This is a genomic window from Amycolatopsis sp., from assembly GCF_035276945.1.
GTDB lineage: Bacteria > Actinomycetota > Actinomycetes > Mycobacteriales > Pseudonocardiaceae > Amycolatopsis_E.
Genome location: NZ_DATELF010000143.1, coordinates 1 through 16,163 on the forward strand (window position 1 = coordinate 1; position 16,163 = coordinate 16,163).

At 65.8% G+C, this 16,163-nt stretch carries 17 protein-coding genes and 1 pseudogene; 10 read left to right on the forward strand and 8 right to left on the reverse strand.

Annotation, left to right across the window (positions count from 1 at the left end):
- Positions 1-1,039 precede the first annotated feature (1,039 nt).
- The 7 genes from cas3 to cas2 are packed head-to-tail and all read left to right on the forward strand — an operon-like array spanning position 1,040 to position 8,465.
- Entirely contained in the window at positions 1,040-3,232 is a 2,193-nt protein-coding gene (gene cas3 / locus VJT49_RS24865) for a CRISPR-associated helicase Cas3' (protein ID WP_324167330.1), read from the forward strand.
- Positions 3,229-3,894 (forward strand): type I-C CRISPR-associated protein Cas5c, encoded by a 666-nt coding sequence (cas5c, locus tag VJT49_RS24870; protein ID WP_324167331.1) that lies wholly within the window; start codon positions 3,229-3,231, stop codon positions 3,892-3,894. The genes cas3 and cas5c overlap by 4 nt, the downstream gene beginning before the upstream one ends.
- Positions 3,894-5,639, forward strand: coding sequence for a type I-C CRISPR-associated protein Cas8c/Csd1 (cas8c, locus tag VJT49_RS24875; protein WP_324167384.1), 1,746 nt, complete (start codon positions 3,894-3,896; stop codon positions 5,637-5,639). The genes cas5c and cas8c overlap by 1 nt, the downstream gene beginning before the upstream one ends.
- On the forward strand, positions 5,636-6,523 hold the full coding sequence (gene cas7c / locus VJT49_RS24880; RefSeq protein ID WP_324167332.1) for a type I-C CRISPR-associated protein Cas7/Csd2: 888 nt from the start codon (positions 5,636-5,638) through the stop codon (positions 6,521-6,523). Before cas8c ends, cas7c begins: the two co-directional genes overlap by 4 nt.
- 10 nt (positions 6,524-6,533) lie before the next feature.
- Positions 6,534-7,166, forward strand: a complete 633-nt coding sequence (gene cas4 / locus VJT49_RS24885) for a CRISPR-associated protein Cas4 (RefSeq protein ID WP_324167333.1) — start codon at positions 6,534-6,536, stop codon at positions 7,164-7,166.
- On the forward strand, positions 7,159-8,175 hold the full coding sequence (gene cas1c, locus VJT49_RS24890) for a type I-C CRISPR-associated endonuclease Cas1c (protein ID WP_324167386.1): 1,017 nt from the start codon (positions 7,159-7,161) through the stop codon (positions 8,173-8,175). The genes cas4 and cas1c overlap by 8 nt, the downstream gene beginning before the upstream one ends.
- The gene (gene cas2 / locus VJT49_RS24895) at positions 8,175-8,465 is read left to right on the forward strand and encodes a CRISPR-associated endonuclease Cas2 (protein ID WP_324167334.1); all 291 of its coding nucleotides are present in this window, start codon (positions 8,175-8,177) and stop codon (positions 8,463-8,465) included. The genes cas1c and cas2 overlap by 1 nt, the downstream gene beginning before the upstream one ends.
- Positions 8,466-8,928: 463 nt before the next feature.
- On the opposite strand, the gene VJT49_RS24900 is transcribed toward cas2, so the two are convergent.
- From VJT49_RS24900 to VJT49_RS24940, 6 genes and pseudogenes are all read right to left on the reverse strand, one after another.
- Positions 8,929-9,066 (reverse strand): hypothetical protein, encoded by a 138-nt coding sequence (locus VJT49_RS24900; RefSeq protein ID WP_324167335.1) that lies wholly within the window; start codon positions 9,064-9,066, stop codon positions 8,929-8,931.
- A 112-nt stretch (positions 9,067-9,178) separates the two neighbouring features.
- Positions 9,179-9,559 (reverse strand): recombinase family protein, encoded by a 381-nt coding sequence (locus VJT49_RS24905; protein ID WP_324167387.1) that lies wholly within the window; start codon positions 9,557-9,559, stop codon positions 9,179-9,181.
- Positions 9,560-9,574: 15 nt separating this feature from the next.
- Complete coding sequence (locus tag VJT49_RS24910; RefSeq protein WP_324167388.1) at positions 9,575-10,105, reverse strand: EF-hand domain-containing protein; 531 nt, start codon at positions 10,103-10,105, stop codon at positions 9,575-9,577.
- A gap of 116 nt (positions 10,106-10,221) precedes the next feature.
- Positions 10,222-11,290, reverse strand: a pseudogene (locus VJT49_RS35435) (zinc-binding dehydrogenase).
- Between the two features lie 283 nt (positions 11,291-11,573).
- Positions 11,574-11,843 carry a GlsB/YeaQ/YmgE family stress response membrane protein gene (locus VJT49_RS24935; protein WP_324167338.1) on the reverse strand — a complete coding sequence of 90 codons (270 nt, stop codon included), beginning with the start codon at positions 11,841-11,843 and terminating at the stop codon, positions 11,574-11,576.
- Positions 11,844-12,130: 287 nt separating this feature from the next.
- The gene (locus VJT49_RS24940) at positions 12,131-12,601 is read right to left on the reverse strand and encodes a hypothetical protein (RefSeq protein ID WP_324167339.1); all 471 of its coding nucleotides are present in this window, start codon (positions 12,599-12,601) and stop codon (positions 12,131-12,133) included.
- Positions 12,602-12,894: 293 nt separating this feature from the next.
- On the opposite strand from VJT49_RS24940, the gene VJT49_RS24945 reads away from it, so the two are divergent.
- Positions 12,895-13,341 carry a hypothetical protein gene (locus VJT49_RS24945; protein ID WP_324167340.1) on the forward strand — a complete coding sequence of 149 codons (447 nt, stop codon included), beginning with the start codon at positions 12,895-12,897 and terminating at the stop codon, positions 13,339-13,341.
- 445 nt (positions 13,342-13,786) lie between these two features.
- A complete protein-coding gene (locus VJT49_RS24950; protein ID WP_324167341.1) occupies positions 13,787-14,146 on the forward strand; it encodes a hypothetical protein in 360 nt (119 codons plus the stop codon).
- Positions 14,147-14,312: 166 nt separating this feature from the next.
- On the opposite strand, the gene VJT49_RS24955 is transcribed toward VJT49_RS24950, so the two are convergent.
- On the reverse strand, positions 14,313-15,092 hold the full coding sequence (locus tag VJT49_RS24955; RefSeq protein ID WP_324167342.1) for a MerR family transcriptional regulator: 780 nt from the start codon (positions 15,090-15,092) through the stop codon (positions 14,313-14,315).
- A gap of 6 nt (positions 15,093-15,098) precedes the next feature.
- Between VJT49_RS24955 and VJT49_RS24960 the strand changes: the two genes are divergently transcribed.
- Positions 15,099-15,386: a hypothetical protein gene (locus VJT49_RS24960; protein WP_324167343.1), complete on the forward strand. Its 288-nt coding sequence runs from the start codon at positions 15,099-15,101 to the stop codon at positions 15,384-15,386.
- 199 nt (positions 15,387-15,585) lie between these two features.
- On the opposite strand, the gene VJT49_RS24965 is transcribed toward VJT49_RS24960, so the two are convergent.
- Positions 15,586-16,101 (reverse strand): hypothetical protein, encoded by a 516-nt coding sequence (locus VJT49_RS24965; RefSeq protein WP_324167344.1) that lies wholly within the window; start codon positions 16,099-16,101, stop codon positions 15,586-15,588.
- Positions 16,102-16,163: the final 62 nt, after the last annotated feature.

Sequence of the window (16,163 nt, forward strand, 5' to 3'; positions counted from 1 at the left end):
GCGAGGATCGCAACGCTGTCCCACCCGCCACACAGGTGAGCGTCTTGGGCAGCGTCGGCTCCCCGGAGCCGGCGAGGATCGCAACACCGTCGTGAACGTGGACTTTTCGGTGATGCCGGTGCAGCGTCGGCTCCCCGGAGCCGGCGAGGATCGCAACACCTCGGTTTCGGGCACGAGCCGCACGGCGTCGAAGGCAGCGTCGGCTCCCCGGAGCCGGCGAGGATCGCAACTGCAGCAGGTCGACGGTGCCGGGCGATCCGCCGGCGGCGCAGCGTCGGCTCCCCGGAGCCGGCGAGGATCGCAACGAGCCACAGTGGATGTGCTGGGACCCCGATCGTGAGGGCAGCGTCGGCTCCCCGGAGCCGGCGAGGATCGCAACACCGTGGTGCGGGACGAGTGGCGCGACAACACCGGGCAGCGTCGGCTCCCCGGAGCCGGCGAGGATCGCAACTCACCAAGATCAGCGACGGCCAGTTCCAGCAGCTCGCAGCGTCGGCTCCCTGGAGCCGGCGAGGATCACAACTACCAGGGGCGCCAGGATCCGGAATTGTTCAGCCGCAGCGTCGGCTCCCCGGAGCCGGCGAGGATCACAACTCGCCAGTTCATCACGTCTCCAGTTCCTTGATCAAAGCAGCGTCGGGCCCCCGGAGCCGACGAGGATCGCAACACCGACTGGCGGCAGCTACCCGCCACCTCCGACGGCAGCGTCGACTCCCCAGCGCCGACCCGGATCGCGACGGGAGGTTGGCGCTACTGTCGGCACACTCCACGACGCCCTCGTCAGCCCGCAAGCCTGGGCAGGCTTGTCACCCAATCGAGTGAAAACAGCCCGGAGGATCATGTCCAGGCCTCCGAGGCGCTCCGTTTTGTCGGTGCTCTCCTGTATCCCTCTTTCCGCCGAGTCAGGGTCGCGAGACCAAGCTCGGCCATGCCGGGCCGATCGAGTAGATCTGTAACGGGAAGGGCGTCGTTCTCGTTTTGTCGGTGGGTCCCGGTAGGTTTCCGTGCTTGTTGGAAGGGAACGGCTTGAGGGGGTTGAGTGTGGGCGCACAGCAGCAGTAAACGTGCTGGTCAATGGCATCCGTTGGCTGCACATGTTCGGTCGACAGCGGCGCTGGCTCGTCAGTTCGCGGAGCCCTTCGGCGCGGGCGATCTGGCATCGGCATTGGGACTTGTCCATGACGCCGGTAAGGCATCGTGTGAGTGGCAAGCCGGGTTGGCCCGCGTTGCTGATACCGGCCGCAGGGTCGGCATCGATCACAAGACTTTGGGGACTGAACTACTGTTTCCGCGGGCTGGAGCGGCAGCGTTGGCTGTGTTGGGGCACCACGGTGGACTCGGAAGACCTCGGGACCTCGAGCCGCTTAGTCATGGTCCTTCTGATCGGGATGCATTGGAGCGGTTCCTTGACATCGTTCCCGAAGCCCGTGAACTCCAGGCTGGTCCTGCACTGATTCCTCCTGCCTGGCGGACGGACCCTCTCGTGGCCGAGATGGGAATTCGGCTGACCTTCTCGGCTCTGGTGGATGCCGATCATCTCGACACAGGTGCGCATTTCGACGATCTTTCGATTCCTCGCGTGGCTGATCCCGCCGACATGCCTGCGCTGGTTCGGCGCTTCGAGGCAAACCGCCTCGCGATGCTGGCGGGCCGGAAACCGTCTAGCGTGGATGAAGTTCGGGCCGAACTGTATGAGTCGGTGGTGCGCCAGGCGATCGAGGAGCCGGGGGTGTATCGGCTACCGGCTCCGACGGGTTCGGGCAAGACCCTGACCGGCGGCGGGTTCGCCTTGCATCACGCGGCCGAGCATGGCAAAGCGCGAGTGATCGTTGCGGTTCCGTTTACCACGATCACAGAGCAGAACGCCCGAGTTTATCGGCAGTTGCTGGGTGACGAGGGAGTATTGGAGCATCACTCCAATACCGAAGTAGACGACAACCGCCTGCGGTTGGCTGCGGAGAACTGGGACGCGCCGTTCATCATGACGACAACGGTGCAACTGTTCGACTCGTTGTTCGGGCGGAAGCCGGCGCGGTCGCGAAAGCTGCATCGGTTGGTGAACTCGGTGGTCGTGTTGGACGAGGTGCAGGCGCTCCCGGTGCCGCTGCTGCTGCCGATTCTGGACGGGCTGCGGGTGTTGTCCCAGCACTTCGGCACGACGGTGCTGCTTGCCTCGGCGACCCAGCCAACGTTCGAGCACTTGTCGGTGTGGAAATCGCTGGATATCCGCGAACTGGTCGACGACCCGGTCGAGCTGTTCGATCGGCTGCGGCGGGTGCGGTACGAATGGCAGCTCGACCCGCGGCCCACGCTGGAGCAGATAGCCGAAGAAATCGCCGCCGAACGGCAGGTCCTGGCGGTAGTCAACACCGTCGCACACGCGCGGCGGTTGTACCGACTGCTCGCGGACCGACAGCCGGACGCTGAGATATTTCACCTGTCAACCCGGATGTGCCCCGCGCATCGACGCGCGGTCCTGAAAAAGGTCAAGGAGCTGCTCACTGATGGGCAGCCTGTGATCGTGGTGTCCACACAACTCATCGAAGCCGGAGTGGACGTAGATTTCCCGGTCGTGTTTCGAGCTGTTGCTCCTGCGGAGTCGTTACAGCAGGCAGCGGGTCGCGCCAACCGGGAAGGCCGACACCCTGAGCCAGGCCGAGTGGTGGTGTTCGATGCCGTTGATTGCTCTGTTCCCGCCTTCTACCGGGCCGGCGTCGCCAAAACTTTGGCCCATTTTGGACCTGGTCGGGCCGATCCGGACGACACGGCAGCGTTGGCCGAGTATTACCGATCCCTCTACACGGGGTTGAATGTCGACGCGACTGGGCGCGGCGTCGCGATCCAGTCGTCCCGACGGGCGTTGGACTTCCGGGCAGTTGCCGAAGGCCCCGTCGTCGACAGCGCAGCTGGCGAAACTCGGGACCGTCGGCTGGCTTTCCGAATGATCGACGAGGACCCGGTGACCGTGGTGGTAACCAGCTACGGCGATGGCGAGCGGGTGTCGGAACTGCTGGACCGCTTGCGATCAGGCGAAGGGCCACTGCGGGAGACCTTCCGGGAGTTGCGCAGCTATACGGTATCAATTCCACGGGAGACAGCAGCCGATCCGGCGGTACGAGCAGTATGCCGTCCATTGATCGCCGGGGACGAGAACGTGTGGGAGTGGGTCGGCGATTACGACTCGCAAGTGGGAATCGATGAGGGCGACCTCGGCAAGGAGACTGTCTGGTGACTCTGGATCTACCGCGTTCCCTATCGGGCGCACCACCGGTAGTAGTGCAGGTATGGGGAGACGCCGCGCTGTTTACCCGGCCAGAATTGAAAGTAGAACGGGTGTCCTACCCGGTAATGACACCATCGGCCGCGATCGGAGTCCTGGAGGCTATTTACTGGAAGCCCGAGTTTGCTTGGCGGGTTGTGGCGATCGAGGTGCTCAACGAGATCAAGCAGTTCACGCTTCGCCGCAACGAGACTACTGACCTGGCATCGCTGGCGGACGCGGCCACGGGTCACCGTCGCATCGACACCGCCGCCAACCGGGTGCAACGTAACGCCGTCTGCTTGCGCGACGTGGCCTACCGCATCCACGCGCACGTTGAGTTGAAGAAGCACGCGGACAAGGCCGAAGCCGCCTACCGGGATCAGTTTCGGCGCCGTGTGACCAAGGGGAGCTGCTTTTCCCAGCCTTACCTTGGAACTCGCGAATTCTCCGCGTTCTTTGGCGATCCGGACGACCGGCCCGCCCAATCGAATTTGACGCAGGACTTGGGCATCATGCTGCACTCGGTCGACCACTCGACCAAGCCGCCGTCGTTCACCTGGTTCACGGCGCGGCTGGATGCCGGGGTGCTTCATGTGCCCGCGCAGGGCATCCAGGCCGCGGGGGTGGCATGATGTTGTTACAGCGGTTGGTGGAATACGCCGGTCGCGATGAGGACGCCAAGCCGTTCCACCGCAGCCGGCAATTCCACTGGGAACTGCGCATCGATGGAAACGGGCGCCTACTCGGCACCCGACTGGAAACACTGGTTACTCCCGACGCCAGGGGAAGACCACGCGGAGCCGATCACGTCGTGCCCACAGCCGTACGCGCAAGGGGTGTCGCGCCAAACCTCACGGCCGACGACGTCCAGTACGTCTTGGGCTGGGCAAATGCGGACAGCAAGCCAAGTCGGGTTGCCCAATGCCATCAAGCATTCGTTGAACTGGTGGAGTCGTGGGCGGGCAGTCCGGAGGGCAGCGAAGACCCTGTCGCTCAGGCAGTAGCTGGTTTCTACCGTTCCGGAGCGTTGGCCGACATCGTCAGGGACGAGACGTGCACGGCCAAACAGGGTGTGCTGATCACGGTGAACGACGTACCCGCCTATCAGGCTGCCTCGGTCGTGTCGTTCTGGACGAACGAGGTAGCCCGGCGTAAGGGCGGCGGTGAGACCGGGCTGTGCTTGGTCTGCGGAAAGGCCGCTTTCCTACTGAACACGGTACCCGGGAAAGTACCCGCTCGGTTCGTGCCCGGAGCTGGGAACGATGCCGCTCTGGTCAGCATCAACAAACAGGTCTTCGGCTACGACCTCACCACGCAATTGGGGTGCTCCCCAATCTGCCTCACATGTGGGGAAGCCGTCTCGGCGGGTCTGGCAGGCGTGTTGAGTTCACCGCAGTCGACCTCGTACGGGGGCCAGGACAGCAGGCTCGCGTGGTGGGTGACCGAGCCGGTGCCCTTCGACCCCGTCATGCCAGTCTTCGACGCCGATCCCGAGACCGTCAACTCCCTGCTGGCTTCCGTGCACACCGGTCGGAAACGGTCGGGTTTTGACACGGCGAAATTCTGCGCGCTCACCGTTGGTGGCAACGTCGCCAGGGTCATGGTCCGGGACTGGCTGGAAATACCTCTCGAAGCGCTGACGCGCAACGTCGCGGCGTGGTTCGACGACCACCAGATCACTCCCCTGTTCCCTCGGGAATCCGGGTATCGGTCACTGCCCACGTTCGTCCGGGCGACCGGACGGTGGCTGCGCCGTGAGAATCGCTACGCCCCGCTCGGTGCAAAAGGAGCAGACCGGCCCGACGATGTGCAACGCGATCTACTCGCCGCGGCGATCAGGAACGTCCCGCTGCCGCCGTCGCTACTGGCACACCTGGTGCACCGGGTTTGCACCGACGGACGACTCGACACCGCCCGTGCCGCACTCATTCGCCTGGCCCTGACGCGATCCCCCCTAATGAAGGAGAAAGTGATGCCCGGGCTCGACCCCGCCAACACCGACCCCGCCTATGTCGCGGGCCGGATCTTCGCCGCGTTGGAGGCGCTGCAGTACGACGCCAGCAATGGCAGCCTCAACACCACCTATGCTGACCGCTACTTCGCTGGCGCCATCACGAACCCCCGCGCCGCGCTCATCAACGGTCGCAAGGACGCCAAGGCGTGGCTCCGCAAACTACGCGGTGCGCGCCGTGGTACCGCGGTCAACCACGAAAAGACCCTGGACGAACTGTTCGGATTGCTGCCCGCCGAGGCGATTCCGGCCCGCGCGAGCCTGAAACAACAGTCACTGTTCCTGGTCGGATACCACCACCAGCGAGCCCACCGCTTCGCCACGATCGCGCAGAGCAAGCCCACCACCGAGGAGATCCCCGCATGACCACCCCGCATTTGGACCCGGCCGTCCGCCATGACATGGTTTTCCTGTTCGACGTCACCGACGGCAACCCCAACGGCGACCCCGACGCAGGCAACCGTCCCCGCACCGACGATGAATCCGGGCAGGGCCTGGTCACCGATGTCGCCCTCAAGCGCAAGATCCGAGACACTTTGGCCTTAGCCGCCGGCGACGACCCCCGCTACGGCATCTTCGTCCAATCCGGACATGCTCTCAACCCACGGCTGGAAGCATCCTACGAGGCCACCGGCCTGAAACTGGGCGGCAAGATCACCGCGGAGCAGGCCACAGAAGCCCGAGCATGGCTCTGCGACCGCTACGCCGACATCCGCCTCTTCGGCGCTGTACTGTCGGTCGGCAAGACCGGTGCGCTGGGCCAAATCCGCGGCCCCCTCCAGCTGAGCATGGCGCGCAGCATTGACCCTGTGTTCCCCACCGACCACGCCATCACCCGTGTCACCCAAACGAAACAAGAAGACATCGACAAGGGCGAGACAACCGAAATGGGCGGCAAGTGGACCGTCCCCTACGGCCTGTATCGGGCTGAGCTGTATTACTCGGCCAACCGCGGAAAGCAAACCGGCGTGGACGCCAAGGACCTCGACCTGCTCTACCGCAGCCTGGAAATGATGTTCGACCACGACCGTTCCGCGACCCGGGGCCGCTTGACCCCGCGCGGGCTGTATGTGTTCAGTCACCCCAACGCGTTCGGTGCCGCACCTGCACATCGCCTCACCGAACGCGTCGCCGTCGACCGCACGCGCCCTGACAGCGAACTGCCGGCCCGCTCATTCACCGACTATGTGGTTTCGGTTGACGACGACGGGCTGCCGTCCGGGGTCACCCTCACCAAAATGATCAGCTAATCGACCAATAATGGACCGCGACATCGACTGCCTGCGCAGCATTCCCATATCGGCGCTGGAACACCACGCGTACTGCCCGCGCCAAGCGGCTCTGATCCACCTCGACGCCTACTTCGAATCCAACATCGACACGGTGCGCGGCGACTTGGCGCACGCCGCCGTTGATCGCATCGGCGCAGGAACGGACCGGCGCGGGCAGCGCGTGTGGCAGTCCCTCCCGGTATGGAGCGACAGCCTTGGACTCCACGGCGTGTGCGACACCGTACGTTTCTACAGCGACCGCCCGACACCCATGGAACACAAATCCGGCGCCTACCGCCCGGGTGGCCCTGCCGATCTCCAGGTAGCCGCTCAAGTGCTGTGCCTGCGCGAAATGTTCTCCGTGCCCGTGCCCTGTGGCGTGGTGTTCTCTGGTCGGGACCGACGGCGCCACGACGTCGTGGTTGATGACGATTTACGCGAGCGTGTCATTGAAACCACTCGCGCGGTCCGGGAGTTGTTGGAGGAACAGCATTTGCCGAAAGCGGTCAACGATGCCCGCTGCCGACGTTGCTCACTGCGGCCTGGCTGCCTTCCCGAAGCACCTTCCGTCGCTCCGGCGCAACTGTTCATGCCACGCTCGGAAGGCAGTTTGGATGACTGAACTCCTGCGCACTCTGTACGTCACCACGCCAGGTACGAGCTTGCGTCTGGATGGGGACGCGTTGCGCGTCGCACATCCCGACCGACCCGGCAGGCACCTCCTGCCGCTGGTCCGGCTGGACCACATCGTGGCCTGGAATGGCGTCGCGTTGTCCGACGACCTCGTTCACCGGTGCGCAGCGGATGGACGCTCGGTCACCTGGGTAACCCGCAACGGCCGGTTCCTTGCCCGCACCAGCGGAGCGCAAAACGGCAATCCCCACGTACGCCTGGCGCAATTCCGCGCCTACGAGGACCCCGCTCGACGGCTGATGCTGGCGAAGTCGTTTGTTGCGGGCAAACTCCACAACTACCGTCAACTGCTGCTGCGCGCCGCCCGTGACGTGTCCGGGACCCGGCAATGTCGACTTCGCGAGATGGCCGAACGACACGCACAAGCGCTCGCCGACCTCGCCCAAGCACGCCAACTGGCCGAGGTCCTCGGCATCGAAGGACGGGCGGCCCGCGACTACTTCCAAGGCCTCGACGAACTGGTACCCGGCGTCGCCATCGGACGCACCCGACGACCGCCCACCGACACCATCAACTGTCTCCTGTCGTTCGGCTACGGAATGCTCCGGGTCGCCGTCCACGGCGCTCTGGAACAAGTCGGGCTGGACCCCTACCTCGGGTACCTGCACGGCATCCGCTCGGGTAAGCCGGCGTTGGCCTTGGACCTGATGGAAGAACTTCGTCCGCTACTGGTCGACCGACTTGTTGTCACGCTGGTCAACCGTAAACAGCTCACCGACCGCCACACAGAACAACTACCCGGCGGTGCTGTCCAACTGACCGACGACGGTCGCAAATTCTTCCTCGAGCAATGGTCGCAAGCCCGCGAACGCACCTGGCGCCACGCGGCGTTGGACCGGGACATACCGGCCGCTTTGTTGCCACTGATCCAATCCCGCCTGCTCGCGCGTCACCTCCGCGGCGACAGCGAAACCTACCTGCCCTGGACCGTCACCTGATGGAACTGCTCATCACCTACGACGTCGACACCACCAGCCCGGACGGACAAAGACGCCTGCGACAGGTAGCCAAGATATGTGAAGGCATCGGACATCGTGTCCAGAAATCCGTGTTCGAAGTCGTCTGCGATCCGCCCCAACGACTACGCCTGGAAACACGCCTGCTCGACGTCATCGACGCCGCCACCGACTCCGTCCGGATCTACCAACTCGACCACGGCACCTTCCACCACACCCAACACCTCGGTGCCGCCATCGACCCCGGCCACCGACAGCCGTGGATCATCTGACAGCTTCGGAACCCCAAGCGTCGGCCGACACGCCGGGAGGTTCGGAACCGTTCCACGGCGTGTCATCCCGCAGTGTGAGACTTGCCCCATACCTTCACGCGGCCAACACGAATCGTCCCTGCTCGCGCAGGGCAGCGTCGGCTCCCCGGAGCCGGCGAGGATCGCAACCTGATCTCCTGGACCGCCGGGGCGCCCCGCGTGCAGCAGCGTCGGCTCCCCGGAGCCGGCGAGGATCGCAACACGACGAGACGCTGCCGTCCTGGGACGAGCAGGTGCAGCGTCGGCTCCCCGGAGCCGGCGAGGATCGCAACTGGTTCCAGCGCGCGTAGAAATAGCGCATCAGTCGTGCAGCGTCGGCTCCCCGGAGCCGGCGAGGATCGCAACACCGTCTGCGCGGTGAATAGGTGGGTGTCGGTGGTGGTGATGTCCCTGGAGCTCAAGTCGCCGAGGTACACGCGGTTGTTCAACGCGCGCGACACTGGGTAGCCGGACCGGCGTTGCCGCTGGTGGTGCGGTGACCGCGCTCGTAGAGGAGGTTGGCGATGGCACGGGCGCCGAGCCGGTCTTTGGTGTGGAGATCGAAGATCAGCCGCACGATCACCGCTTCATCCTTGTCCACCTGAAGCGTCCAGGTGGTCGGTCGGGCTGGTAGCCGAAGGGCCGCTTGCCGCCCTTTCACAAGCCCTTGGCGGCTTTGCGTTCCATGCCGCCGATCACGCGGTCGATGATGGTGTCCGTCCGAGCTGGGCGAACATGCCCAGCATCTGTACCAGCATGCGGCCCATCGGGGTCGCGGTGTCGAACGGTTCGGTGGCCGAGCGGAACACCACGCCGCAGGCGTCGAGTTCGTCGAGCAGCATGGCCATGTCGCGCAGGTTCCAGGAGAACCGGTCCACGCGATACACCAGCAGCACGTCGATCAACGCGGCGCGGGCGGCAGCGAGCGCGCGTTGCAGCTCAGGGCGGTCGGTGATTCCCCCGAAGACGTCGTCGGAGAACCGCATCGCCCCGCGCCAACCGGTTTGGGACTGCACGTAGGAGTTGAGCCGGTCTTCCTGGACCTCGATCGAGTAGGGCTGATGTTTCCTTGTCAGCGGAGCAGCGAGCGGCTACCTGCCGAAGACCCAGGTGCCGGGCGAGCCAGGGTCGTCACCGGCCCAGAACTCTTTCCACAGCTGGGCGAACTCGTCGCGGGATATCCGACCGTCGCCGTCGAGGTCGAGCATGGAGAAGACCTCGTCGGTGTCGATCTCCTGACCGGTCCAGGTCTGGATGAGCCGGTGGTATTCGACGGCGGAAATCATCCCGTCGGTGTTTTCGTCGATCGCGTCGAACATTTCCGTGGCGGTGGCGGTGACCACGTCGAACATCGTGTCCAGCCCGTCGACGACCATGAGGACCTCGTCGAAGGTGACCTTGCCGTCGGTATTGACGTCGTAGGCGGCCAGCAGGGTTTCCCACCAGCCCATGATGAGGCTCGACAGCCGGGTGTCGGCCGTCGAGCCGGGTGGCCAGCCCCGCACCCCGGCCCAGCGAGCGGCCAGCGCCGCGAAATCCGCCTCCTCGAGGAAACCGTCCTTGTCGGCGTCCATCGCGGTGAACGCCCGGGCAATCTTTTCGCGCTGGAATTCGCTCGCCATGAAACCCCGTTCCTTCCGTCGACCTCCAGGCTGGCCGAGGAGGTGCCCGCACGACAATCGGCCGCCTGGGTCACTGTCGGTGTCCGCCATCTGTGTCAGGGCGCCGGCGTGGTGTTTCAGGAACGGAGCAAGGCCTTGATGGCGCGCCGAGAATCCATGGCGGCGTAACACTCGGCGGCCTGGTCCGGCGGGAGGGCCAGGTCGAACACCTTGCCCGGATCGATTTGCCGCGTCCAGATCAGGTCGATCAGCTCGGGGAGGAACCGCCGGACCGGCGCGGGGCCGCCCTGGACGCGGACATGGGTCGATGGCGACGCCCTGCGGCACGCCGACGATGCCCACACCGCCGCCGGGGCGGGTCGAGCACAGGGCCTGACTGAAGGACTCGGCGGTGCCGACGCCTTCCAGGACGGCATCGGCGCCGACCCCACCGGTGAGGTCCTCGATGCGGGCGACGCCGTCGTCGCCGCGTTCGGTCACGATGTCGGTGGCGCCGAACTCCTGGGCGAGGTTCTGACGGGACTCGTACCGGCTCATCGCGACGATCCGCTCGGCGCCGAGCTGTTTCGGGGAGAGCACACCGCGCAGGCCGACAGCGCCGTCACCGACCACGGACGGTCGAGCCGGGCTGGGCACCCGCGGCTACGGCGGCGAACCAGCCGGTCCCCAGGACATCCGAGGCGGCCAGCCCGGGCAACAGTTCGTCGCCGGGCGCCTCGGGCGTGGCGACGAGGGTGCCGTCGGCGAGCGGAACGCGCAGTGCCTCGGCCTGCGCGCCGCCCGCGCCGACATATTCGCGGTGCCGGCAGGAGGTCTGGTAGCCGGCCCGGCAGTGCGGGCAGGTGTTGTCGGAGGCGAAGATGCTGCCGATCACGAACTGGCCCGGTTTGATCGTCGTAACCTCGCTGCCGACCTCCTGGACGATGCCGCAGTACTCGTGCCCCATCGGAGTGGGGCCGGCGACGGGGTTGATGCCGCGGTAGTCCCAAAGATCCGACCCGTACACGCCTGTCGCCTGCCGCGAGTATGGGACCACGTGAGTGCTCGTTTGCCATGAGCCCTTCAGGCAAGCGGCACGCAGGTGGCGGGCATGCGGATGATCGCGTCGGCCGGGTCGGTGATCGCCGGGTCGTCGCGTTGCTCGACGCGGACGTCGCCGGGGACGTGCAGGACAGCACCACGCATGGCGTTTCCCCTTTCCCGGGTGGAGTCGGTTGTGCTGGAAGACCTGCTTGACGACCAGCCCTCGCGGACATGGCCGTCGGCTACCCGTAGAAGGCCACGCGCGTGTTGGCCTGCTTCAACTCGTCCTCGGTGGCGCCTGGGCCAGTCGCAGGCCCCGCCGGAGCCCGATCGAGGACACCTGGCCGCGAGCACAACCAGGATGGCCGAGGGCAGGCCGAGAGGTGCCCGGCCCATGACCGGCGCGATGTGCCTGGTTGAGCACCCCGCCGCCCGCAGGCCTGCCTCAGCGGTCGCGGTCGCGCCCCCCGATGAGCAATCGGTAGCCGACGAGGATGATCAGCGAACCCAGGATGGCCAGGCCCCAGGTCCGCAGATCGAAGAACCTGCCAAGCTGGACGTGAAAGAGGGTCTTGCCGACCCAACCGCCCAGGAAGGCTCCGGCGATCCCGAGCAGAACGGTGATGATGCAGCCGCCGGGGTCTTTGCCCGGCATGAGTAGCTTGGCGATCACACCGGCGACCAGGCCCAGCACGATCCAACTGATGACGCCCACTGGCTGTCCTCTCGTTCGCACGACGGCGTGGCCCGTAGTTTTCGGCGGAACCGCCTGCCGCGCAACTACGACCCGCCCTCCTGACGGCACAGGATGGCAGACAGCGCTCGTCGTGGTGCACCGGCCAGCCCAGCTGTGATCTTGACACGGCGTGCCGTCGTGCCGTGCACGCGAGACGGAACGCATCGAGGCGAAGAGCCCACGCGCGGCCCATCTGGATATTCTCGGAGGCCGGACAGGAGAGGCCGGACAAGACCAGCGACGACTGGACCCGCCCGGCTGGTGGTCTACTCCGGCGCACGGGAAGTATTCGGCTCACTGGTGAGCAGGCCCCACCGATTTCGGCGATACAGCTGCGCGATTCCAACGATCAAACACAGACCGCTTGCCGACAGGGAGCCGATGAGCGCATACCGGACAGCCTCGTCCTGACGATAGCTCGACGGCCTGAACATTTCGGCCGGTCGTGCACAGTTGATCTCGGCCGGGCCGGTGAACCAAGCGCGGTCCGCGACCGGCTTCCCCGCCCCGCGAACCTGCTTGAGGTCATACACCTGATAGGAGCGCACGATGCCGTTCCGCGGAGTCACCGTGCACGCGGTCAAACCCGAATCGCTACGGAAACCGAAGCGGTCCCCTTCGGAGAAATCCACTCTGATCGAGGGGTTGACGCCGATGGTGTCCGAGCCCAGGACCAGTTTTCCGATCTGGTAGCTCGAGCCGGCCAGAAACACCGCACCCGCCAGCAGGCCGAACAACACCCACAGCACCAGCCAGCGCAACACTTTCGGTTTCCGGGCCGGAAGACGTCGGATTGCCGCGCTCACATCACGGAGCGTAGCAGGTGCCCGACATCTCGGTCACGGAAACCCCGGGCCTGGACAGCCCTTCACACCTTATTCGCCGGTTCCGCATGATTCTTTCGAAGACGGTGGCAAGATCACGAAACTATTTTGACCCTGGCCGATTCGAGACCGGCACGGCATGGATTCTGCCACACTGCATCCACCGAAGACCGTTTTGTTCGTTCTTGACGGAAAGGCTGACTTTCATGGACAAATTCGACCTGAAGCAGGTGACCAAGCTCGAGTGGGTCGCCGTCGGCGCCGGCCTGGTGGCTTTCGTCGCGAGCTTTCTGCCCTGGTTCTCGTTCGACATGGGCATCATCAGCGGAAGCCTGAGCGCCTGGAACGTCGGCGTCGGCGGCTGGGGACCTGTGCTGCTCCTGATCGGATGCGGCACTGTCCTGCTGACCCACCACTTCGGTAAGCAGGTGCCGAACACCCCGCTCATCTGGCTCACCGCCTCCGCCGCGGCGGTTGTGATCATCCTGCTCCGCTGGGTCACCCTCCCCGACACCGGACTGGGGGACACCGGAATCGCGGGCACCGGCTGGTCCGCCGGCGCCGGTTTCGGGCTTGTCGTGGGCCTGATCGTCGCCATCGCGTCCTGCGCCGGGGCGGTCATCAATTTCCGCACGTCACGCAGGCCTGCCTGACCCCGGGGTTCGCCGGTGCCCGGTCTCGGAACTTCCGAAGGCCGGGCATTTTCTTCCGTCGTTCCAGCCGATCTCGCTCCTCTCAGGCCGCGCGCCGACTCAGGTGAGTGCGGTTTGCCGGTTATTCGGTTGCTGGGCCCTGACGTTCGGAAAGCACGATGCCGGAATGCGCTTCTCGATCAACATCCCGAACTTCGGGGACTTCGCCGATGCCAGGGAGGTGGCGACGGTGGTCGGAACGGCGGAGCAAGCGGGGTGGGACGCGGGTGATTTTCGGCGCGGGCCTCGGCGGCCCGATCGAGGACGAATCCGGCAGTTTCGGGGAGGTAATCGATCCGGTCGTGCCGGCCGAGCGCCTTGACGAGCGCGAGCTGGTGAACCATGACGAACCGCACCATCACGTCCGGGATGTCACCTTGCTCCCCGCATCGGTGCGGCGCGCCGTTTGCCGGTCTGGATCGGCGGATACTGGCCGCACCGCCGACCGAAGCGCCAAGCCGCCCGCCGGGACGAGGTGGTACCCCTGTTCACCACCGCCCGGCGCGGCCACATCCCACCCGTCGGCCAGGTCCGGGACCGGGTTGCCTACGTCCACCAACACCGCGAGGACCGGCAGGACAGCCCGTTCGAGATCGTCCTCGGTGGTGTCGGCCCGCGTGATCCGGACCAGGCGCGCGACCTGATCGCACCGCTGGCCGAGGTCGGCGCGCCCTGGTGGGACGAACGGCAGTTGCAGACCAGCGAGGACCTTCACCGGCGGGCACCGGTCCTGCAACGCATCGACCAAGGCCAGCCGACCCTGTGAACGATGATCACGGTAGGCCGAAAAACCGGTGCCGCCCGCCCGGTCAAGGGTTATCCGGGCGCCTGTTCCGCTGGGCGAGCCGCCGGTTGTGACCGGCGTTTTCGGCGTCGTTGGAGACGGACGTCGGCATGACTCGACGGGCGCCATGTTTCTGTGAATGTCAACGTCAGGCGCCCAGTTGCTCTCGGATCAGGGTGTCGAGCCGGCGCCATGCCGGTGACGAGGCGTTGACGGCTGCTTGGATCAGTGCCGGGATCTCGGCCCTGGCGTCGTGGCCGGGCAGGTCGCCGGTTCCGTAGCGCTCGAAGATTGCGCTGACGATCCGCCGGGCAAGGTCGTCGATGCGACGGTCGTCGGGGTCGAGGTCGTGCGCGTGGTCGTAGTCCAGGAACACCTCACGCAGTGCCGGGTCGGCCAGGATCTGGGCCTCGTCGTGGAACCGCGTCATCGCGGTATCGGGCTGGGTGGCGAACACGAGGATCCACAAGTCGTACTGAAGCGCCACCCATCGTTCGGTGAACCCGAAGCGTGGCAGTTGCGCGAGGTGACTTCTGACCTCCGCCGGTATCGCCAGCGAATATCCGTCAGCGAGCTGTCGAAGACGCTTCTGGGTTGCCCGCAGGCCACGAATCCGGCTGGAGAGATCGGTGTCGATCTGGTGGAGGGCTTGCCGGAACTCATCGTCGGTGGCGGACCGGAGGTCACGGATACGGGCCAGGGGAACGCCGGCCTCGGCCAGGGTCCGGATCTTGATCAAATCAATGGCGTGACCGGCACCATACCGCCGGTAACCGGACGCGTCGCGGTCCGGTTCGGGTAGCAGTCCCTTGTCGTGGTAGACGCGGATCGTCTTGGTCGACACTCCGACATGCTTGGCGAGCTGTCCGATGGTGATCACCTGGCCATGGTCGCACTTGACCTTGCCCCAGGGGCAAGGTCGCACCATGTGGTCATGGTGAATGTGAACCTCGACCGAGAGACTTTGCGCACCCTGGCTGACGAGGGCAACGAGACCGCCATGGACCGGCTGGCGGACCTCGCGGACGCCCGCGGGGATCTCGAGGAGCTGAGCGAGTTGCTGGACGAGGGATGCATGCATGCCGGGCACCTGCTCACCCGGCGCGCGGTCGCGGCGAGAGACCTGCTCGAACTGCAACGGATCTCGGACGCCGGATTCGATGAGGCCGGCGAAGAGCTGGAGCGGCTGTTGAGGACACCGATCCGCGAGCAGCGGGATTGACACCTTCGATGTTGTGGCTCTCCGGCGTTCGCCTTCCGTGACGGAAAGGCGCCGATCGATACTTCATGCGGGCCGGACGCCATCACCCTGATCGAGTCCTGCGCAAAGCCCGCGGCGCCGGCGAGGTGGCGGCCTTCGCGAAGCCGGCCCGAAAGCACACGCGCTGATCGCCTGACGGATGGAAGCTCGGCCGGCGTCGTCAGGGCGTGTAGAGCTCGGAGAGCTGGGCGATGTGGTCGTCGCCGTCGATCCGGAGCGTCGCGTAGGGCTTCTTTCCGTTGTGCAGTGCGTCGATCAACTGCTGCGGCGCGCAGGGTCGCGCGGCTTTGCCGTCACCGTCCAGCGTCAGGTGGTCCGAGCAGATCTCGTAGGCGGACAGAATGGCCGGATTGGCGGAGAGCGCCAGCCGGTGCGTGGCCGGATCGGCCGGGTCGGGCACGTAGTGGCCGTTGTCCGCGCCGCCCTTCTGCCAGACGACGAGCTGGAACCGCACCATTCCCACACCGTCGTCGTAGCCGACGAGGTTCGTGGTCCGGGTGGTGTTGGGGAACTTGAGCCGGCGTTCCGCCGCGACCTGGTCGGTGACGGCGTGGCCGAGCGCGGCCTGTCCGTCGCCACCCGCGGGTGCACTTGTCCCGGCTGGTGACTTCGTGCCGCAGCCCGCCGTCGCCAGCACCGTCAAGGCCGCGGCCAGCGGCACAACGTGGTTACGCAAGGCATCCCCTTCACGGGCCGGTTCCGGTGGACTCACCGCGTCAGACGCGCGGCGAGGACATC

What these genes read in the sequence shown, in the direction of transcription:
- cas8c (WP_324167384.1), top strand. Translation starts at nt 3,894, where the DNA reads ATGTTGTTACAGCGGTTGGTGGAATACGCCGGTCGCGATGAGGACGCC.
- cas7c (WP_324167332.1), top strand. Translation starts at nt 5,636, where the DNA reads ATGACCACCCCGCATTTGGACCCGGCCGTCCGCCATGACATGGTTTTC.
- cas4 (WP_324167333.1), top strand. Translation starts at nt 6,534, where the DNA reads ATGGACCGCGACATCGACTGCCTGCGCAGCATTCCCATATCGGCGCTG.
- cas1c (WP_324167386.1), top strand. Translation starts at nt 7,159, where the DNA reads ATGACTGAACTCCTGCGCACTCTGTACGTCACCACGCCAGGTACGAGC.
- cas2 (WP_324167334.1), top strand. Translation starts at nt 8,175, where the DNA reads ATGGAACTGCTCATCACCTACGACGTCGACACCACCAGCCCGGACGGA.
- VJT49_RS24910 (WP_324167388.1), bottom strand. Translation starts at nt 10,105, where the DNA reads ATGGCGAGCGAATTCCAGCGCGAAAAGATTGCCCGGGCGTTCACCGCG.
- VJT49_RS24945 (WP_324167340.1), top strand. Translation starts at nt 12,895, where the DNA reads ATGGACAAATTCGACCTGAAGCAGGTGACCAAGCTCGAGTGGGTCGCC.
- VJT49_RS24955 (WP_324167342.1), bottom strand. Translation starts at nt 15,092, where the DNA reads ATGGTGCGACCTTGCCCCTGGGGCAAGGTCAAGTGCGACCATGGCCAG.
- VJT49_RS24960 (WP_324167343.1), top strand. Translation starts at nt 15,099, where the DNA reads ATGGTGAATGTGAACCTCGACCGAGAGACTTTGCGCACCCTGGCTGAC.